The 25,709-nt window shown below is 70.7% G+C and carries 25 protein-coding genes, 1 rRNA gene and 1 pseudogene; 19 read left to right on the top strand and 8 right to left on the bottom strand.

Features of this window, described 5'->3' with window-relative positions; all coding sequences use genetic code 11:
• The 9 genes from rrf to ACGFZW_RS38365 form a co-directional block, all read left to right on the top strand.
• Positions 1 to 77 (top strand): 5S ribosomal RNA (rrf, locus tag ACGFZW_RS38325); the annotation flags it as partial.
• An 83-nt stretch (positions 78 to 160) separates the two neighbouring features.
• Positions 161 to 805, top strand: a complete 645-nt coding sequence (locus ACGFZW_RS38330; RefSeq protein WP_393897964.1) for an HAD family hydrolase — start codon at positions 161 to 163, stop codon at positions 803 to 805.
• A 113-nt stretch (positions 806 to 918) separates the two neighbouring features.
• Positions 919 to 2,175 (top strand): MFS transporter, encoded by a 1,257-nt coding sequence (locus ACGFZW_RS38335; RefSeq protein ID WP_393897965.1) that lies wholly within the window; start codon positions 919 to 921, stop codon positions 2,173 to 2,175.
• Entirely contained in the window at positions 2,126 to 3,301 is a 1,176-nt protein-coding gene (locus tag ACGFZW_RS38340) for an acetoin utilization protein AcuC (RefSeq protein WP_393897966.1), read from the top strand. The genes ACGFZW_RS38335 and ACGFZW_RS38340 overlap by 50 nt, the downstream gene beginning before the upstream one ends.
• 185 nt (positions 3,302 to 3,486) lie before the next feature.
• The gene (locus tag ACGFZW_RS38345; protein WP_393897986.1) at positions 3,487 to 4,302 is read left to right on the top strand and encodes a phosphatase; all 816 of its coding nucleotides are present in this window, start codon (positions 3,487 to 3,489) and stop codon (positions 4,300 to 4,302) included.
• Positions 4,303 to 4,429: 127 nt separating this feature from the next.
• On the top strand, positions 4,430 to 4,639 hold the full coding sequence (locus ACGFZW_RS38350; protein ID WP_014144137.1) for a helix-turn-helix domain-containing protein: 210 nt from the start codon (positions 4,430 to 4,432) through the stop codon (positions 4,637 to 4,639).
• A 119-nt stretch (positions 4,640 to 4,758) separates the two neighbouring features.
• A complete protein-coding gene (locus ACGFZW_RS38355) occupies positions 4,759 to 4,857 on the top strand; it encodes a 30S ribosomal protein bS22 (RefSeq protein WP_003948845.1) in 99 nt (32 codons plus the stop codon).
• 203 nt (positions 4,858 to 5,060) lie between these two features.
• A complete protein-coding gene (locus ACGFZW_RS38360) occupies positions 5,061 to 6,110 on the top strand; it encodes an NAD-dependent epimerase/dehydratase family protein (protein ID WP_393897967.1) in 1,050 nt (349 codons plus the stop codon).
• 14 nt (positions 6,111 to 6,124) lie between these two features.
• A complete protein-coding gene (locus ACGFZW_RS38365; RefSeq protein WP_393897968.1) occupies positions 6,125 to 7,123 on the top strand; it encodes a lysophospholipid acyltransferase family protein in 999 nt (332 codons plus the stop codon).
• A gap of 77 nt (positions 7,124 to 7,200) precedes the next feature.
• Here the strand turns inward: ACGFZW_RS38365 and ACGFZW_RS38370 are convergent, their stop codons facing one another.
• From ACGFZW_RS38370 to ACGFZW_RS38385, 4 genes are all read right to left on the bottom strand, one after another.
• On the bottom strand, positions 7,201 to 8,400 hold the full coding sequence (locus ACGFZW_RS38370) for a DUF5667 domain-containing protein (protein WP_393897969.1): 1,200 nt from the start codon (positions 8,398 to 8,400) through the stop codon (positions 7,201 to 7,203).
• 273 nt (positions 8,401 to 8,673) lie between these two features.
• Positions 8,674 to 9,456 (bottom strand): ECF subfamily RNA polymerase sigma factor, BldN family, encoded by a 783-nt coding sequence (locus ACGFZW_RS38375; RefSeq protein WP_393897970.1) that lies wholly within the window; start codon positions 9,454 to 9,456, stop codon positions 8,674 to 8,676.
• Positions 9,457 to 9,785: 329 nt separating this feature from the next.
• On the bottom strand, positions 9,786 to 10,715 hold the full coding sequence (locus ACGFZW_RS38380; protein ID WP_393897971.1) for an HAD family hydrolase: 930 nt from the start codon (positions 10,713 to 10,715) through the stop codon (positions 9,786 to 9,788).
• Between the two features lie 202 nt (positions 10,716 to 10,917).
• Positions 10,918 to 11,196: a glutaredoxin family protein gene (locus ACGFZW_RS38385; RefSeq protein WP_393897972.1), complete on the bottom strand. Its 279-nt coding sequence runs from the start codon at positions 11,194 to 11,196 to the stop codon at positions 10,918 to 10,920.
• 334 nt (positions 11,197 to 11,530) lie between these two features.
• Between ACGFZW_RS38385 and ACGFZW_RS38390 the strand changes: the two genes are divergently transcribed.
• The 4 genes from ACGFZW_RS38390 (at position 11,531) to ACGFZW_RS38405 (ending at position 16,425) form a co-directional block, all read left to right on the top strand.
• Positions 11,531 to 12,301: a redox-sensing transcriptional repressor Rex gene (locus ACGFZW_RS38390; protein WP_393897973.1), complete on the top strand. Its 771-nt coding sequence runs from the start codon at positions 11,531 to 11,533 to the stop codon at positions 12,299 to 12,301.
• 73 nt (positions 12,302 to 12,374) lie between these two features.
• Positions 12,375 to 13,745, top strand: coding sequence for a glutamyl-tRNA reductase (locus tag ACGFZW_RS38395; RefSeq protein ID WP_393897974.1), 1,371 nt, complete (start codon positions 12,375 to 12,377; stop codon positions 13,743 to 13,745).
• On the top strand, positions 13,742 to 14,770 hold the full coding sequence (gene hemC, locus ACGFZW_RS38400) for a hydroxymethylbilane synthase (RefSeq protein WP_393897975.1): 1,029 nt from the start codon (positions 13,742 to 13,744) through the stop codon (positions 14,768 to 14,770). The genes ACGFZW_RS38395 and hemC overlap by 4 nt, the downstream gene beginning before the upstream one ends.
• Positions 14,767 to 16,425 carry a uroporphyrinogen-III synthase gene (locus ACGFZW_RS38405; protein ID WP_393897976.1) on the top strand — a complete coding sequence of 553 codons (1,659 nt, stop codon included), beginning with the start codon at positions 14,767 to 14,769 and terminating at the stop codon, positions 16,423 to 16,425. The genes hemC and ACGFZW_RS38405 overlap by 4 nt, the downstream gene beginning before the upstream one ends.
• Before the next feature lie 65 nt (positions 16,426 to 16,490).
• On the opposite strand, the gene ACGFZW_RS38410 is transcribed toward ACGFZW_RS38405, so the two are convergent.
• A complete protein-coding gene (locus ACGFZW_RS38410; protein WP_393897977.1) occupies positions 16,491 to 16,700 on the bottom strand; it encodes a DUF397 domain-containing protein in 210 nt (69 codons plus the stop codon).
• The gene (locus ACGFZW_RS38415) at positions 16,697 to 17,584 is read right to left on the bottom strand and encodes a helix-turn-helix domain-containing protein (RefSeq protein WP_393897978.1); all 888 of its coding nucleotides are present in this window, start codon (positions 17,582 to 17,584) and stop codon (positions 16,697 to 16,699) included. Before ACGFZW_RS38415 ends, ACGFZW_RS38410 begins: the two co-directional genes overlap by 4 nt.
• A 158-nt stretch (positions 17,585 to 17,742) precedes the next feature.
• Between ACGFZW_RS38415 and ACGFZW_RS38420 the strand changes: the two genes are divergently transcribed.
• The 4 genes from ACGFZW_RS38420 (at position 17,743) to ACGFZW_RS38435 (ending at position 20,814) form a co-directional block, all read left to right on the top strand.
• The gene (locus ACGFZW_RS38420) at positions 17,743 to 18,171 is read left to right on the top strand and encodes an ATP-binding protein (RefSeq protein WP_393897979.1); all 429 of its coding nucleotides are present in this window, start codon (positions 17,743 to 17,745) and stop codon (positions 18,169 to 18,171) included.
• 270 nt (positions 18,172 to 18,441) lie between these two features.
• The gene (locus ACGFZW_RS38425) at positions 18,442 to 19,404 is read left to right on the top strand and encodes a helix-turn-helix domain-containing protein (protein ID WP_393897980.1); all 963 of its coding nucleotides are present in this window, start codon (positions 18,442 to 18,444) and stop codon (positions 19,402 to 19,404) included.
• Positions 19,405 to 19,484: 80 nt separating this feature from the next.
• On the top strand, positions 19,485 to 20,474 hold the full coding sequence (gene hemB, locus ACGFZW_RS38430; RefSeq protein WP_393897981.1) for a porphobilinogen synthase: 990 nt from the start codon (positions 19,485 to 19,487) through the stop codon (positions 20,472 to 20,474).
• 163 nt (positions 20,475 to 20,637) lie between these two features.
• Positions 20,638 to 20,814, top strand: a complete 177-nt coding sequence (locus tag ACGFZW_RS38435; protein WP_393897982.1) for a CsbD family protein — start codon at positions 20,638 to 20,640, stop codon at positions 20,812 to 20,814.
• An 85-nt stretch (positions 20,815 to 20,899) separates the two neighbouring features.
• On the opposite strand, the gene argS is transcribed toward ACGFZW_RS38435, so the two are convergent.
• On the bottom strand, positions 20,900 to 22,675 hold the full coding sequence (argS, locus tag ACGFZW_RS38440; RefSeq protein WP_393897983.1) for an arginine--tRNA ligase: 1,776 nt from the start codon (positions 22,673 to 22,675) through the stop codon (positions 20,900 to 20,902).
• A 153-nt stretch (positions 22,676 to 22,828) separates the two neighbouring features.
• On the opposite strand from argS, the gene lysS reads away from it, so the two are divergent.
• Positions 22,829 to 24,565 carry a lysine--tRNA ligase gene (gene lysS / locus ACGFZW_RS38445; protein WP_393897984.1) on the top strand — a complete coding sequence of 579 codons (1,737 nt, stop codon included), beginning with the start codon at positions 22,829 to 22,831 and terminating at the stop codon, positions 24,563 to 24,565.
• 122 nt (positions 24,566 to 24,687) lie between these two features.
• Positions 24,688 to 24,903, top strand: a complete 216-nt coding sequence (locus ACGFZW_RS38450) for a hypothetical protein (protein ID WP_393897985.1) — start codon at positions 24,688 to 24,690, stop codon at positions 24,901 to 24,903.
• A gap of 42 nt (positions 24,904 to 24,945) precedes the next feature.
• On the opposite strand, the pseudogene ACGFZW_RS38455 reads toward ACGFZW_RS38450, so the two are convergent.
• Positions 24,946 to 25,709: pseudogene (locus ACGFZW_RS38455) on the bottom strand (hypothetical protein); the annotation flags it as partial.

Genomic DNA, 25,709 nt, shown 5'->3' on the forward strand with positions numbered 1-25,709 from the left:
CGAACCCGGAAGCTAAGCCTTTCAGCGCCGATGGTACTGCAGGGGGGACCCTGTGGGAGAGTAGGACGCCGCCGAACAATCTTTGTGTGTAAGCCTCGTGGGAACTTCGGTTCCTGCGGGGCTTACACGCGTTTCCAGCACGTATCGCTACCCTCGGGATATGCGCTACGACCTGGTCATATTCGACAATGACGGCGTGCTCGTGGACAGCGAGCCCCTTTCCAACCGGATTCTTGCCGCGTACCTCACCGAGGTGGGTCACCCCACCACCTACGAGGGCTCGTTGCGCGACTACATGGGCTCCGCCATGCACCGGATCCACGAGATTGTCCTCGAACGGTCCGGTCAGCGGCTGCCGGCGGACTTCGACGAGATCTTCCACGCCCGGGTGTTCGAGGAGTTCCGCCTCCACTTGGAGCCGGTACCGGGCGTGAGCGAGGTCCTGGAGAAGCTCGCGGCGGACGGGGTGCCCTACTGCGTCGGCTCGTCGGGGAGCCACGAGCGCATCCGCGTGGCTCTGCACAAGACGGGGCTGTTCGCGAGGTTCGGGGACGAGCGGATCTTCTCGTCGCAGGATGTCGGGCGGGGCAAGCCGGAGCCGGACCTCTTCCTTCATGCCGCGCGGCGGATGGGTGTGCCGCCCGAGCGGTGCGCGGTCGTCGAGGACAGCCCGTTGGGGGTGCAGGCGGCCGTCGCGGCGGGGATGGACGTCTACGGCTTCACGGCGATGACGTCCGAAGCGAAGCTCGCCGGCGCCACGGCGCTGTTCTCCGACATGGCGGAACTGCCGCACCTGCTGGCGTAGCCGCGCGGGCGCCCCGCCTCGGACGACCGTCGGCTCACCCCTCGGACCTCAGTCGGAATTGGTGAAGTGATCCATCTACCCAGCGGTAGTGAGGAGTTCTAGGCTGAGCGGCCATGACGGCCCCTCGGGTACCAGGCGCGCAGTTGCGGCACGGCCGGCTCTCGCTCGCAGTGAGTTTTTTCATCCAGGGCGCGGTCTTCGCTCTCCTGGTGACCCGTATACCGGCGATCCAGGACCGCTACGGCATCTCGGACGGGCTGTTGCCGGTGTTCCTGGCGGCTGTGCCGGTCCTGGCCGGGGTCGGCAGTGTCGCCACCGAGCACCTGGTGAAGCGGGTCCGGCCGAGTGTGGTGCTGCGGAGCGCGCAGCCCGTGGTGTGTCTGGCGCTGCTGGCGGCCGGGTCCGTCGGCTCGATGGGGCAGGTCGCGGTGGCGCTGGCGGTGTTCGGGTTGTCCGTGGGGGCGTTGGACGCCTCGATGAACATGCTCGGGGTGAGCCTGCAGCGGGCGTACGGGCGAAGCATCATGTTGGGCTTCCACGCCGCGTACAGCTTGGGCGGCATCGTGGGGGCCTCGCTTGCCTGGGCCGGGGCGCACTGGCAGCTGTCGCTCGCGGTGCTCTACGGGCCGGTGGTGGCCGTTGTGGTGCCGCTCGCGCTGGTCGTGGGCCGGTGGTTCGTGGACCGGGAGGGCGCCGGGCCCGCTCCGGGGGCGGACGCCCCTCCGGCGGCAGGTGCCGCGTCGTCCGGCGGGTCGGTCTCGATGAGGCTGCTGTGGCCGCTGTGCATGGTGATGGCGATCGCGTACATCGGGGACTCGACAGTCTCCAACTGGAGCGCGAAGTACCTGCAGGACGTGCTGGGCAGCTCCGAGCAGCTCGCCACCGTGCCGTACAACGTCTACATGGTCACCACGCTGCTGGGACGCGCGGTCGGCGACCTGGGGGTGCGGCGGTTCGGGGCGGCCGCGGCGGTACGGACCGGGGCCGTGGTGGCCGCGGCCGGTTTCGCGGTGGTGGCGGGCGCGCCGGGGGCGTGGGCCGGGATGGCGGGATTCACGCTGTTGGGCCTGGGACTTTGTGTGATTGTGCCGCAGACGTTCGCGGCGGCGGGGCGGCTGTTCCCGGGGGCTTCGGATACGGCCGTGGCCCGGCTGAACATCTTCAACTATGTCGGTTTTCTGGTCGGTTCTCCTCTGGTGGGGGCTCTGGGTGATGCCTGGAGCTATCGCGGGGCCATGCTCGTCCCGATGGCGCTCGTGCTGGTGGCGCTCGTGTATGCCCGTTCGTTCGGTTCTCAACAGGCCCGATACGGTGACAGGCATGAGCGGCCGTGCACAGCTGATGTGGGACGAGGCAGTAACGAGCTATAACTTCGGGCCGGGGCACCCCATGGACCCGATCCGGCTCGCGCTGACCATGCGCCTGGTGGAGGCGTACGAGCTCGACCGGGGGCCCCTGGAGGTGGTTGCCGCCAAGCCCGCCGGGCACTCCACCCTGCGGCTGGTGCACCGTGAGGACTACATCGCGGCCGTCCGGGCCGCCTCGGCCGACCCGTCCGCCGCGGACACCGCGTACGGCCTCGGCACCGAGGACGATCCGGCCTTCGCCGGTATGCACGAGGCGTCGGCGCTGATCGCCGGGCAGTCCGTGGGCGCTGCCGAGGCCGTCTGGCGCGGTGACGCGCTGCACGCGGTGAACTTCAGCGGTGGGCTGCACCACGCCATGCCGGGCGGCGCGGCCGGCTTCTGCATCTACAACGACGCCGCGCTGGCGATCGCCCGGCTGCTGGAGCTGGGCGTCGAGCGCGTCGCCTATGTGGATGTGGACGTCCACCATGGCGACGGCGTTCAGGCGGCGTTCTGGGACGACCCGCGGGTCCTGACGATCTCGCTGCACGAGCATCCGCGGACGCTCTTCCCGCAGACCGGCTGGCCGGAGGAGACCGGCGGCGAGGGCGCGGAGGGCAGCGCGGTCAATGTGGCGCTGCCGGCCGGGACCGGGGACGAGGGCTGGCTGCGGGCCTTTCACGCGGTGGTGCCGGAGCTGCTGGGGGCGTTCCGCCCGCAGGTGCTGGTGACGCAGCACGGCGCGGACACCCACTTCGAGGATCCGCTCGCGCATCTGGCGGTGAGCCTCGACGCGCAGCGTGCGGTGGCGGAGTCCTGCCACGACCTGGCGCACGCGCACGCGGACGGCCGCTGGGTCGCCCTCGGTGGCGGCGGCTACGAGGTGGTGGACGTGGTGCCGCGCAGCTGGACGCATCTGACGGCGATCGCGGCGGGTCGGCCGATCGATCCGACCTCGATGGTGCCGGAGTCCTGGCGGCACGAAGTGTTCCGCAGGACCAGGCAGTTGGGGCAGCTGCGGATGACGGACGGGCGTACGCCGCAGTGGCGGGACTTCGCCGACGGCGGGTACGACCCGGCGGACCGGCTGGACCAGGCGGTGCTGGCGACCCGCCGGGCGGTGTTCCCTTCGCACGGGCTGCTGCCCTGAGGGCTGCCGCCGGCGGGTTGCGGGGAGGCCGGGTTGCCGGCTGCTCGGGCGGTGGCGCCGAGTGGGCTCTGCCGTAGCGCGTGGGCGGCATGGGCGGGCCGGGTACGCCGCCGCGTGCGCTCGGATGTGTGACTACCCGCCGGTTAGGGCATCCGGTAGCCGACCAACGGGCCAGCATGAGCGTCGTGTTGGGCACCGGGGCGCTGCGCGCGCACCTCATCGAGGCGCGGCTCGCGGGCAGGATCGCGACGCTGCGTGAGAAGAGCCTGAGCCGCTATCGGCTCTTCTCCGCGCGTGACCCGCGGGTGCTGCTCGGGCTGGATCCCGAAGGGGACTGGCCGGTCGCGGAAGTGCTGCGACTGATGGGGCAGAAGTGCGGTGTTTCGGTCGATCCCGCGCACACTTCCGGCCCCGACGTGATCGATCCCGATCGGACGATCGCGGGGTTGGACGGCTTCGCCGACCGGATCGGTGAGGCGGCGGACCGGCGGACGCCGGTGCTGATCGGCACGGGGCATCCGCACCGCCTGCTGGAGTTCTACGCCGCCCTCGCAGACGCTCTCTCGGCGGCCGGCTGTCCCGTCCTCACCCCCGCGTATGGCTGCCGTGTCGACATAGCGACCCGGTTCGGCGTACGTACGCACGCTCTCTCATACGTACGGGGAGTCGCGCTGATGCGCGAGACCGGCGTGCGGGGCGCACCTGGTGAGGGGGGCGTGCACACCCATTCCCCCTTGCCGGTGCGTACCGCTCTCGCGGCCGCCGCGGATGCCCGGGGGCCGCTGCCGGGGCTGGTGATCGGGGACCACGGATGGGTCTGCGGAGCAGGTCAACTGGGCATCGAGGCGATCGGCCTGGCGGATACCGACGATCCCGCGCTGTTCGTCGGGCAGGCCGAGGGGCGTGTGTCCGCGGTGGTGCCGCTCGATGACGCCGTACGGTCGGCGCTCTACCGGCCCCTGACGCGCTATGTACTCAATCGGGCGTGTCTGTCACAGTAGGCGCGCTTCGCTGCTCCTCTTCCCCACTCGCATCACCCGCCCCTAAATTGGGGAGTGAGCGCATAGCGACGAAGAGTCACCGGAGGGGAAGCCGGTGCCCGTCTTATGCGGAAGGTGCAGGTGTGTCATGGCCGCAGACCAGAGGCCTCTGAACGAGGTCGTGTTTCTGACAGTGGCGGAAGTCGCCACGGTGATGCGAGTGTCGAAGATGACCGTGTACCGCTTGGTGCACAGCGGTCATCTGCCGGCGATCCGGGTGGGCAGGTCCTTCCGGGTCCCGGAGCAGGCGGTGCACGACTACCTCCGTGAGTCCTATGTGGGGGTGGAATCGGCCTGAGGGACCCCCGCGGACCCTCGGATTACGCCGTACGCCCGGCGCCGGGTAGGCTGGCCCGATGTAGGTAGTGTGGGCTCGGACGCCCCGCACCGAGTGATTCGAAGTTAGCGAGGGTAGTCGTGGGCTCTGTTATCAAGAAGCGGCGCAAGCGGATGGCCAAGAAGAAGCACCGCAAGCTGCTCAAGCGCACCCGTGTTCAGCGTCGTAACAAGAAGTAAGCGACGCTGATCGCGATTTCGCAGCCCCCCACCACACACCTGTGGTGGGGGGCTGCGGTGCTTTGTGGGCCGTATGGGCGGTGCTCGGGGCGGGAAATGTGGTGGACGGCATCGTGGGGTCATCACAGCGCAACACCGACCCGATAGCGTGGCGCGTACAGCTCGGCTCAGGCGGACGTCGAGGGGCGAAGGAAGGGCTGATCTTGGGCAAGGTCGTGCTCGTCACGGGAGTCGCGCGGCAGTTGGGCGGCCGGTTCGTACGCCGCATCCAGCGTGATCCCGACGTCGACCGGGTGATCGGGGTCGATGCCGTGCCACCGGAGCACCATCTGGGCGGCGCCGAATTCCTCAAGGCCGACATCCGGCACCCGGCGATCGCGAGAGTCCTGGCCGAGACGGGCGTCGACACCGTGGTCCACATGGACATCAACGGCACGCCGCTGGGCAGCCGTGGTGGCCGTGCCTCGGTGAAGGAGACCAATGTCATCGGGACCATGCAGCTCCTCGGGGCCTGCCAGAAGGCCCCGAACGTGCGGCGGCTGGTCATCAAGTCCACCACCAGCGTCTATGGTTCCGCGCCCCGCGACCCTGCGGTGTTCACCGAGACCACACCGCCCAAGTCGCTGCCGAGCGGTGGCTTCGCCAAGGACGCCGTGGAGGTCGAGGGGTACGTACGGGGCTTCGCGCGGCGCCGGCCGGATGTGGCGGTGTGCGTGCTGCGCTTCGCCAACATCCTTGGGCCGTCGGCGGACTCCCCGCTCGCCGAGTACTTCTCGCTGCCGGTCCTGCCCACGGTTTTCGGCTACGACCCGCGGCTGCAGTTCCTGCACGAGGACGACGCCATCGAGGTGCTGCGCATCGCGTCCTCCGAGCCGCGTCGCGGCACGCTCAACAGCGGCACGTTCAATATCGCCGGAGAGGGCGTCCTGCTGCTCTCGCAGACCTCACGGCGTCTCGGTCGGCCCACGCTGCCGCTGTTCCTGCCGACGGTGACGTGGGCCGGCACGGCGCTGCGCTCCGTCGGTATCACCGACTTCTCCCCGGAACAGATCCGGATGCTGACGCACGGCAGAGTCGTCCAGACGACGCAGATGCGCGAGACACTGGGGTTCCACCCGCAGTACACGACGGCGGAGACCTTCGCGGAATTCGCCCGCAGCCGCGGACCCGGGCTGTTGCCGCCCGAGTCCCTCGCCCGCACCGTCGACCGGCTCGCCGGCGTGCTGCCCGCACGCGGCGGCCCGACCCAGTGAGGAGTTCACCCACCATGGCGGACGCCAAGGTCATTCCTTTCGGCGAGGAGCCTCGGGCGCGCAGAAAGGCCAGGCGGGCCGTGCGCGAGGGGCGTAAGGCGGGCCTGGTGCCCGTGCCGGAGGCGCGGTCCGGCCCCGAGGAGCCGGTGCTGCCCGAGCGGCCCGCGGCCGGGCGGACCCTGGACGAGCGGATCGCGGGCGGCCTGAGCTTCCTGCGCCGGCGGATCACGGGCGACTACGAGGTCGACGACTTCGGCTATGACGAGGAACTCACCGACCAGGTGCTGATGTCGGTGCTGCGGCCGCTGGCCGACAAGTACTTCCGGGTCGAGGTGAAGGGCATCGAGAACATCCCGTCCGAGGGCGGGGCGCTCGTCGTCTCCAACCACTCCGGGACGCTGCCGCTGGACGGGCTGATGCTGCAGGTCGCCGTGCACGACAACCACCCGGCCCGGCGCCACCTCCGTCTCCTGGCCGCCGACCTGGTGTTCGTGCTGCCGGTGATAAACGAGCTGGCGCGCAAGGCAGGGCACACCCTCGCCTGCGCGGAGGACGCGCAGCGGCTCCTGGAGCGCGGTGAGATCGTCGGTGTGATGCCGGAGGGCTTCAAGGGCATCGGGAAGCCCTTCGCGGACCGCTACAAGCTCCAGCGCTTCGGGCGCGGCGGCTTCGTCTCGACGGCGCTGACCGCCGGGGTGCCGATCGTGCCGTGCTCGATCGTGGGCGCTGAGGAGATCTACCCGATGATCGGCAACGCCAAGACCCTGGCGCGGGTGTTGGGGCTGCCGTACTTCCCGATCACGCCGACGTTTCCGTGGCTGGGCCCGCTGGGGGGCGTGCCGCTGCCGACGAAGTGGACGATCCAGTTCGGTGAGCCGATCCCGACGGACGGCTATCCGCCGGAGGCGGCCGACGATCCGATGCTGATGTTCAACCTGACCGATCAGGTGCGAGAAACGATTCAGCACACGTTGTACAAGCTGCTCGTGCAGCGACGCTCGGTGTTCTTCTAGGAAGCCGAAGAACACCGAGCGCCGGCTCGGGGACTTGCCGGTGCCCGCTGTGCGCGCGGGCGGCCGGGGCGGACCTCTTACTTCGGGAGGTCCTCGCCGTCGATGCCCAGGCCGGGAAGGAGCCCTGGGATCAGCGGTGGGAGGGTGACATCGGGCGCGTCGGGCGCGTCCTTGCCGTTGCCGTCGGGGCTGGGACTGCCGCCCTTGGACGGTCGGCCCAGCAGGCCGCCGGTGTTGCCGCCGAGCAGGCCGTCGTCCTCGGACGGTGAGGCCGACGGGCGCGGAGCGTGGCCACCGCTGCCGTGCTTGCCGGAGGAGGATTGGCTGCCCGAAGGAGCCGGTCGTTCGCGGTGACCCGATCCGGTGCCCGTGGTGCCGGGCGCCTCCTTGTGCGGGTGCTTGCCGTCCGGGGTGGCCGGCAGCAACGAGCGCAACGGTCCGACCTCTTCGTCTATGGCGTCGAAGACCGAGCTGACCTGATCGCGGACATCCGTGAGCTGAACCGGGAGCCGGTCGCGCAGTCGCGACCAACTGTCGCGATGCGACTTGGTGAAGGAGTTCAGCGCCTGGATGGGGCCGAGCGAGCCGTCGCGTTCGTATGCCGCGTGCAGCAGGCGGTGTCCCTCCCCGGCGTCGTGCCGGACACCGGAGAGCGCCTTGCGGACCTCGCCGATGGACTCGTGGTCGAGGTCGGCGACCCGTCCGCGCTCCATCAGGCGCCGGGCCTCCATCATGCGTGTCGACGCCTGGTCGAGGTAGAGCTGTCCGCGGTCGGACTCCTCCTCGGTCATGCCGAGTTTGAGGTCCTCCATTCCGCGTTTGAGGCCGTAGAGCGAATCGCCCGGAAGGGCGTCGGAACTGGCCGCCGCGACGCCGCCGAAGGCGCCGGCGGCGACGCCGACCGTCAGTCCGCCCGCGGCCAGCCCCTTGGAGAGGCGGGAGCGCGGGCGCAGCCGGCCGATCGATGGGGTCGCGCGGTGCGCCCCCTTGGTCGTGCGCTGCTCGGGCACCCTGGTGTCGTCGGACGGAGCGCCTTCGGCGAAGGCGGCCTCCATCGCGGCGACGAGTTGGGCGCGCTGGACAGTCTTGACCTCGGTCGCCATCTGCGGCTTCGGGAGTTCCCCGAGGCCGTCGGCAACCGCCAACAGTCGTGCTTCTCCCGGCGTTTGCGCCGGATTGTCGACCTGGTCCTCGGCCGCCGCGCCCTCAAGGACCTGCTCCTCCAGGGCCTGGGCGAAGGCGTTGGCCCGCCGGTGCACCGAGACATTTGCGATCACGGGCGGCACCTCCTCTCGTCATCCCGCTCGACTCCCCGGACTGGCTTTGACTGTCCAGACGGACCGGACGGTTGCACGCCGATATCCGCGGCCACTCGAACGAGTGAGAGGCAGCGGGCATGGCGTGACCGCATGGAGCCTGCATCCCGCACAACGAGCGGCGCGGCACTCGGGTTACGCACTCACGATGATGTGACCGACCGGTCATGACAGGTCACCGAACGTGAGGGCAACTGGGCGTGCGGGGGGTCGGTCGAGGACGGTTTGTCGGGGTCAGCGGGCGTCTTCGGGGAGCAGTCGGGCGAGGGTGCGGACCGCACGGTATTGGAGCGTCTTGATCGCCCCCTCGTTCTTGCCCATGACGCGGGCGGTCTCGGCGACCGAGAGGCCCTGGAGGAAGCGAAGCGTGACGCATTCCTGTTGTTGGGGGTTGAGCTTGCGTACCGCCTCCAACAGGGCGGCGTTGGAAAGGGATTCGAGGACCGAGTCCTCGGGGCTGCGCTCGACCTCGTTGGCGTCGAGCATCTCCCCGGTGGTGACTTCCAGGCGGAAACGGGAGGACTTGAAGTGGTCGGCCACGAGGTTGCGGGCGATGGTCACCAGCCAGGCGCCGAAGTCACGGCCCTGCCAGGTGAAGGTGCCGATACGGCGCAGGGCGCGCAGGAACGTCTCACTGGTGAGGTCCTCGGCCGTGGCACGGCCGCCCACGCGGTAGTAGATGTAGCGGTAGACCGTGTCGGCGTACTGGTCGTAGAGCCGGCCGAAGGCCTCGGCCTCGCCGGCCTGGGCTCGTTCGACAAGGTCCATCATGCGACGGCTGTCGCTGTCGGCGGGGCGACGGGCGGTGGTCGTGCCGGCGCCTGACCGGCGGGTTCTGCCGGCGGCCTTGCCGACCGCAGCACTCCCGTCGGCCAAGGCGTAGCAGGGGCCGGCGGGGACGGCTGAGGCGAATGCGGGGACGGCGTACGCGGTGGGGACAAAACTGCGCAGGTGGTCGACGAGTGTCGTACGCAGCGTAGCCAGGCCCGAGGCGTCAACCCCGACGTGTGGGTACACGGGACTCCCAGAGGCAGAGCTTCCATCACGTGCAGTGCGGAACCGTTCACTCGTCGTAGGGACGTGTGGGTTCCGGATTGCGTCTGAGGAGAATAACGCTTCGTACAGGCAGCGCTACACCCAGTTGCTCAAATCATCGATTACTTACGGTCCGTGCCGGGTTGGTGGCAGATCAAGTATCGAATATTGAGCAGCTTTTGATCGGAAGGGAACGCAATCTGCCTGGTTGGAGGGCGTGTTGTGGTTGAGCCGCGGCAATCGGACTGCCGGGGGCGCGGCGGGGGTAGGTGACGGGGATGGCCGCCGCGCCGATTCGTGATCAGTCCTGGTCAGCGGCGGCGGCGCTGCAGCGCGACAGCTGCCGCGGCACCGCCCGCGAGGGCGCCCACGCCGGCCGCCGCGGGGATTCCGATCTTGACCGCCTTGCGGCCTGTTCGGTAATCACGCAGTCGCCAGCCCTGTTCGCGGGCGTGCTTGCGCAGTCGGCTGTCGGGATTGATCGCGTAGGGGTGTCCCACGAGCGACAGCATCGGGATGTCGTTGGCCGAGTCGCTGTAGGCGGCGCAGCGCGAGAGGTCGAGCCCTTCGGCGGAGGCGAGGGCGCGGACGGCCTCTGCCTTGGCCGGGCCGTGCAGCGGTTCGCCCACCAATTTGCCGGTGTAGACGCCGCCGACGGATTCGGCGACGGTGCCCAGCGCGCCGGTCAGGCCGAGCCTGCGGGCGATGATCGTCGCGGTCTCCACGGGGGCCGCGGTCACCAGCCAGACCTTCTGGCCCGCGTCGAGGTGGGCCTGGGCCAGGGCGCGGGTGCCCGGCCAGACGCGCTCGGCCATGTACTCGTCGTAGATCTCCTCGCCGATGGACATCAGCTCGGCGACGCGGTGGCCCTGGACGATGGACAGCGCGCTGTTGCGGACGTCCGCCATGTGCTCGGGGTTCTCCGAGCCGGCGAGCCGGAAGTAGATCTGCTGCCAGGCGAAGCGGGCCAGATCGCGCTTGTGGAAGAAGTGCCGTTTGTACAGGCCGCGGCCGAAGTGGAAGAGGGCGGCGCCCTGCATGACGGTGTTGTCGAGGTCGAAGAAGGCGGCGGCGGCGACGTCCCCGACGACGGGGAACTCGGGCTCTTCCGGGGTCTCCTCGACCTCGGGCAGCTCCTGGGAGCTCTTGCGGGCGGCCTCGGCCGCGGCCTCGCCGGCCAGCACGCTGCGCGCGGTGGCGGCTCGTTTGCGGCGGGTGAACCATCCCGTGGGGAAGTGCATCCCGGAGGAGCTCCTACCGGGGCGGTGGGCGGGCGACGGGTGGGCCATGCGGCTAGCCTAGCCAGTTTGTTCGGTGCAGCCGGTTACGCCCGCATGTCAGGCAGGCACGTCGTCGTCGACGGGCGCGTTAAGGCCATTGCCGGCGCGCTCCGGAGGGCCGTCCCGGAAGCTGTGGCCGGGGGCCGCGGGCGGGGTGGGGCCGTCAGGCGCCCAGGGCGGCGCGCAGACGCGCCGGGTCGACGCGCCAGAAATCGTGCTGGGCGCCGTCGACGAGGACGACGGGAATCTGCTCCCAGTATTTGCGGTGCAGTTCGGCGTCCTCGGTGATGTCCTTCTTCTCCCAGGCCGCGCCGGTTTCCGCGCAGACGGTCTCGATCACTTTCTGTGCGTCGTCGCACAGATGGCAGCCGGGCTTGCCGATGAGGGTGACCGTGCAATCGGCCGGATTCTTGCGGGTGCGGCGGCTGAAGAGGGGTGCCATGGGGCCATTGTGCCCGGCCTCGCGGCGGTTTTGGAGCGTCGTCCGGTCGATTACGATCGATGGGCGATTTGTAGGTTTCCGGGGGCATGACGGTGAGGAGTGAGGGTGCGTGCTCCCGTCTGTATTGCCGCGATATGAGGGCCGCCCGGGCGAACGGCGTGACGTGGGAGTTGGTTCCGCGCACACCGGTAAAAGCCGCGTGACCCCGGTCACTTTGGGCGGACAAAACGGACACCATCTTTGTGCACGCGTTCACAAAGACATAGCCTGCTGTGGACGGGGCGGTCGGGGGACGTACGGCCGCCCGCAGCCCCGCTCTACCCGCAGGAGCACCGTGGCAACTGGCCGAACCCACCGACCGGCGACCCGAAGCCGAGGCATCCCCGAGGCCACCGTCGCCCGGCTTCCGCTGTATCTGCGCGCCCTGACCGCGCTCTCCGAGCGTTCGGTCCCCACGGTCTCGTCCGAGGAACTGGCGGCCGCGGCGGGGGTCAACTCCGCGAAGCTGCGCAAGGACTTTTCCTACCTCGGCTCCTACGGGACGCGCGGTGTCGGCTACGACGTGGAGTACCTCGTCTACCAGATCTCGCGCGAGCTGGGACTGACGCAGGACTGGCCCGTCGTCATCGTCGGTATCGGTAATCTCGGCGCCGCGCTCGCCAACTACGGCGGCTTCGCCTCCCGCGGATTCCGGGTGGCCGCACTGATCGACGCCGATCCGGCCATGGCGGGCAAGCCGGTCGCCGGCATCGCGGTGCAGCACACCGACGAGCTGGAGCACATCATCGACGACAACGGCGTCTCGATCGGCGTCATCGCGACGCCGGCGGGCGCGGCCCAGCAGGTCTGCGACCGCCTGGTCGCCGCCGGGATCACGTCGATTCTCAACTTCGCGCCGACCGTGCTGACCGTCCCGGACGGGGTGGACGTGCGGAAGGTCGACCTGTCCATAGAGCTGCAGATCCTCGCCTTCCACGAGCAGCGCAAGGCGGGCGAGGACGCCGCGCAGGACGGTGGCCCGCCGGCCCCCGTCTCTCGCGCCGCCGCGGCCGCGGCCGACCGCAAGGGACCGGACGGGGACGTGCCCGCCGTGATGCCGGCATGAGCGAGCGCAACGAGCGACTGAGGGAAACGCGCGGCACCGGCGAGAGCTGTACCGCGCGGGGTGAGGTGCGAGCATGAGCCTCCTTGTTGTCGGGCTGAGCCACCGCAGCGCGCCGGTCAGCGTGCTGGAGCGGGCCGCGCTCGCCCCCGAGGCGCGCGGCAAGCTGCTGCAGGACGCGGTGTCGACCGAGCCGGCCGCCGAGTGCGCGGTGCTCTCCACCTGCAACCGCATCGAGCTCTACGCCGACGTGGACAAGTTCCACGCCGGAGTGGCCGAGCTGTCCACCCTGCTGGCCCGCCACAGCGGCGCCGGTCTGGAGGAGCTCACCCCTTATCTGTACGTCCACTACGAGGACCGCGCCGTCCACCACCTCTTCTCGGTGGCCTGCGGCCTGGACTCGATGGTCGTCGGCGAAGGCCAGATCCTCGGACAGATCAAGGACGCGCTGGCGGTCGCCCAGGAGCAGCACACGGCGGGTCGCCTGCTGAACGACCTGTTCCAGCAGGCCCTGCGGGTCGGCAAGCGCGCCCACAGCGAGACCGGCATCGACAAGGCAGGCCAGTCGCTGGTCACCTTCGGCCTGGAGCAGCTCGCGGGCGGCACGGACGTCGAGACGTGGGCCAAGGGCAAGCGGGCGCTGGTGATCGGCGCCGGTTCGATGTCCTCGCTGGCCGCCACCACCCTCGTACGCGCCGGTGTCGGCGACCTCGCGGTCGCCAACCGGACCGTGGAGCGGGCCGAGCGGCTCACCCGGATCCTGACCGAGCCGGGCGGGCCCGGCGCCGCGAACGGTCTGACCGCGCGCGCCGTGGCGATGACCGCCGTCGAGGACGAGCTGTCCCGGGCCGACGTCGTCGTGTCCTGCACCGGCGCCACCGGTCTGGTCCTCGCCGGCCTCGTGGTGGCCGCCGCGCTCGCCGAGCGGGAGGCCCCGCTGGCGCTGCTGGACCTGGCGATGCCGCGCGATATCGACGCCGCAATCCACCGGATCGACGGCGCGCACCTCGTCGACATCGAGTCGCTTGCCGACGCGTCCGCGGACGCGCCGATGGCGGCCGACGTGGACCAGGTGCGCGGCATCGTCTCCGACGAGGTCGCGGCGTTCGGCGCCGCGCAGCGGGCCGCGCACATCACCCCCACCGTGGTCGCGCTGCGCACCATGGCGGCGGATGTCGTCGCGGGCGAGATCGCCCGGCTCGACGGCCGCCTCCCCGACCTTGACGACAAGCAGCGCGCGGAGATCACCCAGACCGTGCGCCGCGTCGTCGACAAACTCCTGCACGCGCCCACCGTGCGGGTCAAGCAGCTCGCGAGCGAGCCCGGCGGTGCCGGCTACGCGGACGCGCTGCGGGAACTCTTCGACCTCGACCCCCAGACGGTCGCCGCCGTCAGCAGGGCCGAAACGCGGGCCGACAGGCACGATGCAGCACGGGAGCGGGCATGACTGACAGCACTATGAGGGCCCTGAGACTGGGCACGCGGCGAAGCAAGCTCGCGATGGCCCAGTCCGGACAGGTCGCCGAGGCGGTGCGCGAGCTGACGGGTCGCCCCGTCGAGCTGGTGGAGATCACCACCTACGGCGACACCTCCCGCGAGCACCTCGCGCAGATCGGCGGCACCGGCGTGTTCGTCTCCGCCCTGCGCGACGCACTGCTCGCAGGGGAGATCGACTTCGCCGTCCATTCGCTCAAGGACCTGCCCACGGCGCAGCCCGAGAACCTGACCCTGGCCGCCGTTCCGGTGCGCGAGGACCCCAGGGACGCGCTGATCGCCAGGGACGGGCTGACCTTCGAGGAGCTCACCGCTTCCCCTGACCGGGTGGCACGGATAGGCACCGGCTCGCCGCGCCGTATGGCGCAGCTGAACGCCTGGGCCAGGTCGCTCGGCCGGCAGGTGGAGACGGTGCCGATACGCGGCAACATCGACACCAGGATCGGCTTCGTCACCAAGGGCGAGCTGGACGGCGTCGTACTGGCCGCCGCCGGACTCACCCGGATCGGCCGGATCGACGAGGCGACGCAGCTGCTGTCGCCCGACGTGGTTTTGCCCGCCCCCGGCCAGGGGGCACTGGCGATCGAGTGCGCTGCGTCCAACGCAGACCTCGCCGCCCTGCTCGCCGAGCTCGACGACCCGTTCACCCGGGCCGCCGTGACCGCCGAGCGTTCCCTGCTCGCCGCCCTGGAGGCCGGCTGCTCCGCACCTGTGGGTGCGCTGGCCGACCTTTCCCCAAGCTCTCGACTTCGCTCGGACAGGGGAGGCCCCAAGGCTGACGAGCAGGCTGTCACCGAAATGCATCTGCGCGGCGTCGTCGGCACGACCGACGGCAGCGCGCTGGTGCAGCTGTCCACCACCGGGCACGTACCCGCCTCTCCCGACGATGTGTCGACCCCGCTGAACATGGGTCGCGAACTCGCCGCCGAGATGCTCGCAAAGGGTGCGGCCGGTCTTATGGGGGAGCGAGCACTTTGAACCCCACCGCCCCGAACCATTCCGCCTCCGGTCAGGTCACCTTCCTGGGTGCCGGGCCGGGAGACCCGGGTCTGCTGACGCTGCGTGCCGTGGAGGCGCTGGCCACCGCGGACGTGCTGATCGCCGACCCGCAGGTGCTGGACGTCGTCCGCGTGCATGCGCGGGCACAGGTCGACACACCACTGCAGACGTCAGCTGACGAGGCATCAATTACCGGCGCCTCCACCGACGTTTCGCCCCTGCGGGACACCGCCAATCTTGTCATGGCGGCGGCCCGTGCGGGCAAGCGGGTGGTGCGAGCCGTCGCCGGTGACCCCGGTCTCGACGGGTATGTCGCCGAGGAGATGCTGGCGTGCGCCGCCGAGGGCATCGTCTTCGAGGTCGTGCCCGGCGTCGCCGCCGCGGTCGGCGTGCCGGCGTACGCCGGTGTGCCGCTGCGCGACGCGCAGGGCACGGACGTGCGCTTCGTCGACGCCCGCAGCGCCGACGACCGCTGCTGGACCGAGCTCGGCGCCAGCGACGCGACCGCCGTCGTGACCACCACGCTGGACTCGGTGGCCGCGGCCGCCGGGGAGCTGGTGGCCGCGGGGCGCAAGCCCGACACCCCGCTGACCGTCACGGTCGCCGGCACCACCACCCGGCAGCGCACCTGGAACGCGACCCTCGGGTCCGTCGCCCAGGTGCTCAAGGCCGCCAAGGTGCTGCCCTCGCCCGACGGCGGCCAGCCGGTCATAGCCGTGGTCGGTGAGCGCAGCGCCGCAGCGCAGCGTGACCAGCTGTCGTGGTTCGAGTCCAAGCCGCTCTTCGGCTGGCGGGTGCTCGTGCCGCGTACGAAGGAGCAGGCCGCGTCGCTCTCCGACCAGCTCGTCTCGTACGGCGGGGTGCCGCACGAGGTGCCGACGATCGCCGTGGAGCCGCCGCGCACCCCGCAGCAGATGGAGCGCGCGGTCAAGGGCCTGGTCACCGGCCGCTACGAGTGGATCGCCTTCACCTCGGTCAACGCCGTCAAGGCCGTCCGGGAGAAGTTCGAGGAGTACGGCCTGGACGCCCGAGCGTTCGCCGGGATCAAGGTCGCCGCGGTCGGCGAGCAGACCGCCAAGGCGCTGGTCGCCTTCGGTGTGAAGCCCGACCTGGTGCCGTCCGGCGAGCAGTCGGCCGCCGGCCTCCTGGAGGACTGGCCGCCCTACGACCCGGTCTTCGACCCGATCGACCGGGTGTTCCTGCCGCGTGCCGACATCGCCACCGAGACCCTGGTGGCCGGTCTGATCGAGCTGGGCTGGGAGGTCGACGACGTCACCGCCTACCGGACGGTGCGCGCTTCGCCGCCGCCGGCCGAGACCCGCGAGGCGATCAAGGGCGGCGGTTTCGACGCGGTGCTCTTCACGTCGTCGAGCACGGTGCGCAACCTCGTCGGTATCGCGGGCAAGCCGCACAACGTGACGGTGATCGCCTGTATCGGTCCGGCCACCGCCAAGACCGCCGAGGAGCACGGGCTGCGCGTGGACGTCATGTCGCCGGAGCCGTCGGTGCACAAGCTGGCCGAGGCCCTCGCGGACTTCGGTGCGGCGCGGCGCGAAGCCGCGGTCGACGCCGGGGACCCGGTCACCCGGCCCAGCGAGCGGCGGCCGGGGTCGCGTCGGCGGGCTCGCTCGTAGCCAGCAGCGGTACGTACGACTTTGAAGGGCGCCTCTTTCCGGGGCGCCCTTCTGCTCGTTCGCCCTCAGTGCCTGGAGGCGTACGGCAGGAAGTCGGCCCAGGTGGTGGGGGTGAAGGTGAGCTGGGGGCCATCGGGGTTCTTGGAGTCGCGGATGCGGATGGTGTCGGGGGCGGTCGCGACCTCGACGCACTCGCTGCTGTTGCTGCTGTCGCTGTAGCTGCTCTTGAACCACTGCAGCGTGGAGGCGTCTCCGGCAGATGCTTTGCGCATCATGTCTCTCCCAGCACTCGCTCGATGTAGGCCCGTGACTCCCTGGGCGTGAGAGCCTGGGCCCGGATCATGCCATACCGCAGCTCAAGGATTCGGAGCTGTTTCGGGTCGGAGATGGCGCGGCCGGCGAATGCCCCTTCGCAGCGCCCCATCGCCGATCCGTCCCCGAACTTCAGCACCTGCGTCTCTCCCTGCATTCCGGCGTGCTCCTCGCGGGCGGTCGGCATGATCTGGATCGTGACGTTCCGCAACTGCCCCACTTCCAGGAGGCGTTCGAGCTGTCGCCTTAGCACCATTCTGCCCCCGAGGGGGCGGCGCAGCGTCACCCCTTCTTGGACAAAGCTCAGCGCAGGAGAGGGGGATCGATCGAAGATTGACCGCCTGGCTACGCGGCCGGCGACCGCCCTTTCGATCTCGTCCTGCTCGTACGCGGGCTGCCGCATCTCGAAGAGTGCTCGCGCATATTCATCCGTCTGCAAAAGCCCGTGCAGATTGTGGTCTCCGTACGCAAGTAGCTCGACCGCCCTGGCCTCCAGCTTCGCCAAGTCCCGCACCTTCTTCGGATATCGGGCCTCCGCCACGTCTCGCTTCATGGCGGCGAGTTTCCCGCCCGCGCCCAGTGCTTCGTCCGCTCTGTCCAGCAGCTCCGGCCGGGGGATCCGGCGTCCGCCCTCCACCTTGTAGATCAGGTCTTCCCCGTACCCGATCGCCGCTCCGAGCTCGCAGGCCCGCAGGCCGGCCGCCTCGCGCCATGCCTTGAGCTGGCGTCCGACCGTCGCGACCACCGCCGCCCCCGACTCGTCGTCCGGATCGACGTCCCAGCCCGGCTCGTCCGCCCCGCTCTCCGTGTTCTCGCCGTCCACGCCGCCCCCGCCGTCCACGCCCATCCGCGACCACCTCCAAGATGCCGTTCCCGTTCAACTCCCACCCGCCGCGCAGCGTCACTCCGGACAGCCAGGACAGCGCTGGACAAGCCCGGGACAGTCTCCGTACGCACGGGCGTCAGCGCTTCTCAGTGTGCGCAGGTATCGCCACGCTGAGTGACATGAATCAAGAAGTCGCCGTATCCGGCACCAGTACGCGGCAGTTCGCCGTCCAGCTCTCCGCCACCCGCAGAGGCGCCCGGCTCGCCCGGCTGCTCGCCACCGAACAGCTCCGGTCCTGGGGGCTCCCGTTGGATGCCGCCGCCCTTGTCGTCGCCGAACTCGCTGCCAACGCCGCGCTCCACGGACGCGTACCCGGGCGAGACTTCCGGCTCAGGATCGCCGTCCACGGTCATACGCTCCGTATCGAGGTGACCGACGCCCGAGGTGACCGGCTGCCTGCCCGTCCACCGGCCACCTGCGGCTGCCCGGCAGGGTCCGGCTACGGGCTGCTGCTCGTGGCGGAGTTGGCGGACCGGTGGGGTGTCGAGGACGGGCCGGGGCCGTGCAAGACGGTCTGGGCGGAACTCGCTCTCGATGCCGGTCGCTGAGCGCCGGGCCGGAGCCCGGAAAGGCGGGATCCGGTGGTCCGGGCGGCGGCAGGGCGGGCGATCAAGAACAAAGAACCCGGGGAAAGAACCTTCCAAACCAACCAAACCCCGGATTCGTCACCCATGGGGGTGAACCGTCTCAACTCGGCTGGCGCGGCGGTGGTTTGGGCGGGCAGGCTCGCCCTGACAACCGCAGACATGCGACGGCCCCCGCCGGGACTGGCATCCCAGTGCGAGGGCCTGACCACCAGAGGAAGACAGACCTTCCCGATGGCTGAGAAGCAGCTTAGCGCCGCCGTGCGCCCGCGCCCCCGTGTTCGGCGAACTGCCACCCACACCGGGGTCACCCACATCAGGCACCACCAGCCCGACCGCTACACGATCATCGGCAATCACCTCGCACAGCACCGCGAACTGTTCCTGACCGCAGTGGGGTTGGCCACGCACATCCTGTCGCTGCCCGAGGGTGCCTCCGTCGACATCAGGACCCTCGCCGCGCGCTTTCCCGAGGGCCGCGACCGGATCGCCTTCGCCCTGCGGGAGCTGGAAGCCCAGGGCTATCTGGAGCGGGTGCGGGAGCGCACGCCCAACGGCCGTGTGATCACCCGCACTTACGCCTGCAACGATCCCGCCGCGGGGCGCGCCCCTGCCGTGACGCCCCCGGCCGCACCGCTTCTGCAACCAGCACCGGCACCAGCACCAGCACCAGCACCGGCGGTACCGCGCGCCGTGCCCGTACGGCCCGCGGCAGCAGCGTTGGCAGTACCGCCCGCCGCGCCCTTACCGGCCGATCCGCCAGTGGCTCCCGAGCGCGCCGATGCGCCTCGCAACGAGCACCACGGCACGGCCCTCGCGCTGCTCGCGGGGCTGCGCCGGGCCGACGACCGCCTCACCCTCGCCGAACGGGACGTCCGCCGCCTGGCCCCCGCCCTCACCGCATGGTTCGACAACGGCGCCACCGCCGCAGCCGTCCATCGGACCCTGACCACGGACCTTCCGCCCGATCTGCAGCACCCGGCCGGGCTGCTCGCGCACCGGCTCCGGGAACTGCTGCCGCCGCCCCTTCCCGCGGCTCCCGTGGCGCCGTCGGAGGGCGCCGCGAACGCAGCGCCTCCACCGCTGCCCTTCCAGACCTGCGACGGCTGCGATCGTGCGTTCCGCGCCCGGGAAGGGGGGCTCTGCCGGGACTGCCGCCACGATGAGACGGACGCGGCCGACGCCGACGCGGCCTGACCACCGGGCGCCCGCAGAGCGGCCGGTGGGCCGACGTCGCGTCGGCAAAGGCGGGTATGGGGCGGGCGTAGCGTGGTGGTATGACGAAGTACGGAAGCTTCCCCGGGGCGCGGCCGCGTCGGCTGCGCACCACCCCCGCCATGCGGCGGATGGTCGCGGAGTACCGCCTGCATCCGGCCGACCTGATCCTCCCGGCGTTCGTCCGGGAGGGCGTTTCGGAGCCGGTGCCGATCTCCGCGATGCCGGGCGTCGTCCAGCACACCCGCGACACGCTGCGCAAGGCAGCCGTGGAGGCGGTCGAGGCGGGGGTCGCCGGGATCATGCTCTTCGGCGTGCCCGAGGACGCCAAGAAGGACGGCGTCGGCACGGCGGGCACCGACCCCGACGGGATCCTGCAGGTCGCCATCCGGGACGTGAAGGCCGAGGTCGGCGACGATCTCGTCATCATGTCGGACCTGTGCCTGGACGAGTACACCGATCACGGCCACTGCGGTGTGCTGGACTCCGACGGCCGGGTCGACAACGACGCTTCGCTGGAGCGGTACGCCGAGATGGCGCAGGTCCAGGCCGACGCGGGCGTCCATGCGGTGGGCCCCAGCGGCATGATGGACGGTCAGGTCGGCGTGATCCGGGACGCGCTGGACCAGACCGGCCACGAGGACGTCTCGATCCTCGCCTACACCGCGAAGTACACCTCGGCGTTCTACGGGCCGTTCCGCGAGGCGGTCGGCTCCTCGCTCACGGGTGACCGCAAGACCTACCAGCAGGACCCGGCCAACCTCCGCGAGTCCCTGCGGGAGCTGGCGCTCGACCTGGAGGAGGGCGCCGACATGGTCATGGTCAAGCCGGCGCTGCCGTACCTCGATGTGCTGGCGAAGATCGCGGACTCGGTGGACGTGCCGGTCGCGGCGTACCAGATCTCCGGTGAGTACGCGATGGTCGAGGCCGCCGCCGAGAAGGGCTGGATCGACCGCGACAAGGCGATCCTGGAGACCCTGACGGGTATCAAGCGGGCGGGCGCCAACATGATCCTGACCTACTGGGCGACGGAGGTCGCGCAGGGTCTTTGAGGTGTGCGGCGCGGTGCGCGCCTGCTGTGGCTCCCGTTCCCGGGCAACCGGGGGCGGGAGCTTCGTCGTGGAGCGCTTCGACGCGGCGGGTTTCGCCCGGTGCGCCCCGGGCACGCGCCCTGATGTCAAGGAAGACCCCGACCGATCGAGGAGAGGGAACACCATGACTGCCAAGCGCACGATGCAGGCCAAGGGCGCGCAGGCTCGCGGCACCGTCAAGGAAGCCGCCGGCCGGGCGATGGGCAACCGTCGGATGCAGGCGGAGGGCCGGGCGGAGAAATCCGCGGGCCACTCGCTGGACTCCGCGCAGAAGGCCAAGCACGCGATGCGAGGGCATTGACGCACAGCGCCCCCGTCCGGCTCCTGCCGGGCGGGGGCGACGTGTGTCCGGGCGCCGGCGGGGCGAAGCCGCCGGCGGTGCGCCGTCAGAGGCGCTCGGGGGTGCGGATGCCGAGCAGCGCCATGCCCTGGTGCAGGGTGCGGGCCGTCAGGTCGCACAGGAACAGGCGGTTGGCGATCTGGTCCGGGCCGCCCTCGGCCTTCAGTACCGGGCACTGGTCGTAGAAGGTCGTGTAGAGGGACGCGAGCTGGTAGAGGTACGCGGCGAGCTTGTGCGGCTCGAAGGAGCCGGCGACCTCGGCCAGGACCTCGGAGAGCTGGTCGAGGTGCAGGCCCAGCGCCCGCTCGGCCGGGGCGAGTTCGAGCTCGGGGTGGGCCGCGGGCCGGGCGTCGCCGCTGAGCCGCAGGATCGACTGGATACGGGCGTACGCGTACTGGAGGTACACCGAGGTGTCGCCGTTGAGCGAGACCATCTGGTCCAGGTCGAACTTGTAGTCGCGGGAGGCGGACGTCGAGAGGTCGGCGTACTTCACCGCGCCGATGCCGATCTGGACACCGTTCGCGACGATCTCCTCCTCGGTGAGCGCGATCTTCTCGTTGTTCTTCTCGCGCACGACCGTCGTCGCCCGCTCGATCGCCTCGTCGAGGAGGTCCACCAGCCGCACGGTCTCGCCCTCACGGGTCTTGAACGGCTTGCCGTCCTTGCCGAGGACCGTGCCGAACGCGAGCTGGACGGCGTCGACCTTGTCGCCCAGCCAGCCGGCCCGGCGGGCGGTCTCGAAGACCATCTTGAAGTGCAGCGACTGGCGGGCGTCGACGACGTACAGCAGGGTGGACGCGCCGAGGTTCTGGACGCGGTCGCGGATCGCGGAGAGGTCGGTGGCGGCGTAGCCGTAGCCGCCGTTGGACTTCTTGACGATCAGCGGGGTCGGATTGCCGTCCGGGCCCTTCACATCGTCGAAGAACACGCAGAGCGCACCGTCGGAGCGGACCGCGACGCCGGTCTCCTCCAGGATGCGGCAGGTCTCCTCCAGCATGTCGTTGTAGCCGGACTCGCCGACCACGTCGACATCGCGGATCTCCATGTCGAGCTTGTTGAAGACGGAGTAGAAGTAGATCTTCGACTCGTCGACGAACCGCCGCCACAGGGCGAGGGTCTCCTCGTCCCCCGCCTGGAGGTCCACCACCCGGCGCCGGGCGCGCTCCTTGAACTCCTCGTCGGAGTCGAAGAGGCCACGCGAGGCCTTGTAGAGCCGGTTGAGGTTGGACATGGCCTCCTCACCGGAGACCGCGCCGCCCTCGTGGTCCAGCTCGTGCGGGTGCTCGATGAGGTACTGGATGAGCATGCCGAACTGGGTGCCCCAGTCGCCGATGTGGTGCCTGCGGACGACCTTCTCGCCGGTGAACTCCAGGATCTCGGTCATCGCGGCGCCGATCACGGCGGACCGCAGATGGCCGACGTGCATCTCCTTGGCGACGTTGGGCTGCGCGTAGTCGATGACGGTGGTGCCGGGCGCCGTGGCGTACGGCACGCCGAGGCGGTCGTCGGCGGCGCGCTCGGCGAGCGTCTTGATGATCGCCTCGTCGGCGACGGTGATGTTGAGGAAGCCGGGCCCGGAGACCTCGACCTCCTTGATCACCGCGCCGTCGCCGGCCGGGATGCCCTCGACGACCTGCGCGGCCAGCTCCCGCGGGTTGCCCTTGAGCTTCTTGGCGAGCGCCAGCATGCCGTTGGCCTGGAAGTCGGCCCGGTCGCTTCGTCGCAGCAGCGGGTCGGCGGCGCCGGCCTCCGGCAGGGCTGCCGAGAGGGCGTCCGCGACGCGCTGGTGTACCGAAGCTGCGAGCGAGGTGACCGAGGCCATGGAGAAGAGCCGTTCCGTCGGGAGTGGAAAGGGTTTGCCAACGAGTATCCCACGGCACTACCACTGAATTTCCGCCCGGAGGACGTCTGGGAGAATGGGTGCCGTCAGGCTTTTGTGCGCCGGACGGCGCAAAAGGAAGAGGAAGGGCCGATCGTGGCTCAGCAGAGCACCGAGACCGACTGGGTCTCCAGGTTCGCGGACGAGGTCATTGCCGAGGCGGAGCGCCGCGCTCCCGGCAAACCGATCGTCTGCGCCTCGGGTCTGAGCCCGTCCGGCCCCATCCACCTCGGCAACCTCCGCGAGGTCATGACGCCGCACCTCGTCGCGGACGAGATCCGGCGCCGCGGCTACGCCTGCGAACACATCCTGAGCTGGGACGACTACGACCGGTACCGCAAGGTCCCGGCCGGTGTCGACCCCTCGTGGGCCGAGCACATCGGCAAGCCGCTGACGTCCGTGCCCGCACCGCCCGGCAGCCCGTACGGCAGCTGGGCCGAGCACTTCAAGGCGGCCATGGAGGCCGCCCTGCAGGAGCTGGGCATCGAGTACCGCGGCATCAGCCAGACCGAGCAGTACACCTCCGGCGCCTACCGCGAGCAGGTCCTGCACGCGATGAAGCACCGCGGGGAGATCGACGGCGTCCTGGACCGCTACCGCACCAAGGACAAGGCGACCGGCGCCCCCAAGAAGCAGGGCCAGAAGCAGCAGAAGCCGGTCGACGAGGCCGAGCTGGAGGCCGCGGAGGGCTCCGGCGCTGCGAGCGAGGACGACGGCAGCGCGGGCGGCGCGGGCTACTTCCCGTACAAGCCCTACTGCACGGTCTGCGAGAAGGACCTGACCACGGTCACCTCCTACGACGACGAGAGCACCGAGCTGGCCTACCACTGCACCGCGTGCGGCCACGCCGAGACCGTCGTGCTGCGGGAGTTCGACCACGGCAAGCTGGTCTGGAAGGTCGACTGGCCGATGCGCTGGGCCTACGAGGGCGTCGTCTTCGAGCCCAGCGGCGTCGACCACAGCTCGCCCGGCTCGTCGTTCGTCGTCGGCGGCCAGATCGTGCGCGAGATCTTCGGCGCCGATCAGCCGATCGGCCCGATGTACGCCTTCGTCGGCATCAGCGGCATGGCCAAGATGTCGTCCTCCAAGGGCGGTGTGCCCACCCCGGGCGACGCCCTGAAGATCATGGAGGCGCCCCTGCTGCGCTGGCTGTACGCCCGCCGCCGCCCCAACCAGTCCTTCAAGATCGCCTTCGACCAGGAGATCCAGCGGCTGTACGACGAGTGGGACGCCCTGGAGCGGAAGATCGCGGACGGCACGGTGCAGCCGGCCGACGCCGCGGCATACGCCCGCGCCATCGGCACCGCCGCGGGCGAGCTGCCCAGGACGCCCCGTCCGCTGCCCTACCGCACCCTGGCCTCGGTCATGGACATCACCGCGGGCCACGACGAGCAGACGCTGCGCATCCTCGGCGAACTCGACCCGGAGAACCCGGTGACCTCGCTGGAGGAGACCCGGCCGCGGCTCGACAAGGCCGAGTACTGGATCACCACCCAGGTCCCGGCCGAGCAGCGCACCATCGTGCGGGACGAGCCGGACGAGGAGCTGCTCGGCTCCCTCGACGACGAGGCGCGCGCCTCGACGCGGCTGCTCCTCGACGGGCTCGACGAGCACTGGTCCCTGGACGGCCTGACCGCGCTGGTCTACGGCGTCCCGAAGATCCGTGCGGGCCTCGCACCGGACGCCAAGCCCACGCCGGAGCTGAAGGTCGCCCAGCGGCAGTTCTTCGCGCTGCTCTACAAGCTGCTGGTCAGCCGGGAGACCGGGCCGCGGCTGCCCACCCTGCTGCTGGCGGTCGGCGCGGACCGGGTGCGCAAGCTGCTCGGCGGCTGACATCGCGGGCGGCGGCGCCGGACGTGAGGCGTAGGGCCCCGCGCGCGACTGCGACTTCGGAGTGACACGGGTTCGGCCCCAGGGAGGAGGATCCTTGGGGCCGGGCCCGTCACGCTGGAGGCATGAGAGGTTTCTTCGGCTTCATCGTCATGCTTCAGGGGGCTCTGGGCTTCATCGGCCAGGTGTTCTTCGACGGCGCCTGGGGTCTGCTGCCCCACTGGTTCGCGCTGCCGTCGGTCGCCTACGTCGGTGTCTTCGCGGTCGGCGCCGCGCTGATCGCCTGGGAGGAGACGGACAAGAAGCGCAAGAAGGCGCGGTCGGGGAGCGAGGCTGTCTAGGGCCGGTCGGCACCGGTGGCGACCGGCCGGGCCGCGCGCCGGCTACGGAATGTGCTCGGTCTCCATCTCCATACGGAGCCGCAGGCGGAAGTCCCGTACGAACCCCCGCAGATAGCCCTCGGACAGCGGGCCGCCGTCCCGGCCGGTCACGCCGTAGAAGTCCAGGAGATAGCGGCCGAACTGCCGGGAGTCGGGGAACCCGTTCTTCTCCGCGACGTAGGCGCGATAGGCCGTGAAGTACGCCTCGTCCCGCGGGATGTCGTCCGGCAGCGTGCTGAGCGGCGGCAGCTGCCCGGGATCAGGGGCGAAGCCGGTGGCCGGATCGGCCGGCTCGGCGTATGCCTCGGGTTCGGGCGCCGCGGCGGGCACGGGCCCGGCCTCGTCCACCGGCCCGCCGCCGCGCTGCTCGGGGATCGGCAGCACACCGCCGGCACTGCCCAGCGGACGGCTGCGGCCCGGGCCCACCGGAACGGTCAACTGCGGTGCCGCGGCGTCCTGTCCGGCCTCGGGCGCGGGGGGTTCCTCGGACAGCGCGTGGCTGATCTCCGGCTCGGCGGCGGCCGCGGGGTGCGGCGGCGCTGCCTCGGGATTCGTCGGGCCGGTGAGAGCGGCGGGCGTCTCGTGCGGTGGGCCCACAGTGTCGCCCGGCCCGGGGGCCACCGGCGGGACGGGCGCGGCCCGGTCCTCCGCTGCCGTGCCCGCGGGCGTCAGGGCCGCCGGTGCGATGCCGGCCGCGGCGAGGCCGGCGGGGGCGGTCCTGGCCAGCGGTACGCCGTACCGCGCCAGCCGCAGCGGCATCAGCGACT

This window comes from Streptomyces sp. NPDC048248, assembly GCF_043201875.1.
Taxonomy (GTDB): domain Bacteria; phylum Actinomycetota; class Actinomycetes; order Streptomycetales; family Streptomycetaceae; genus Streptomyces.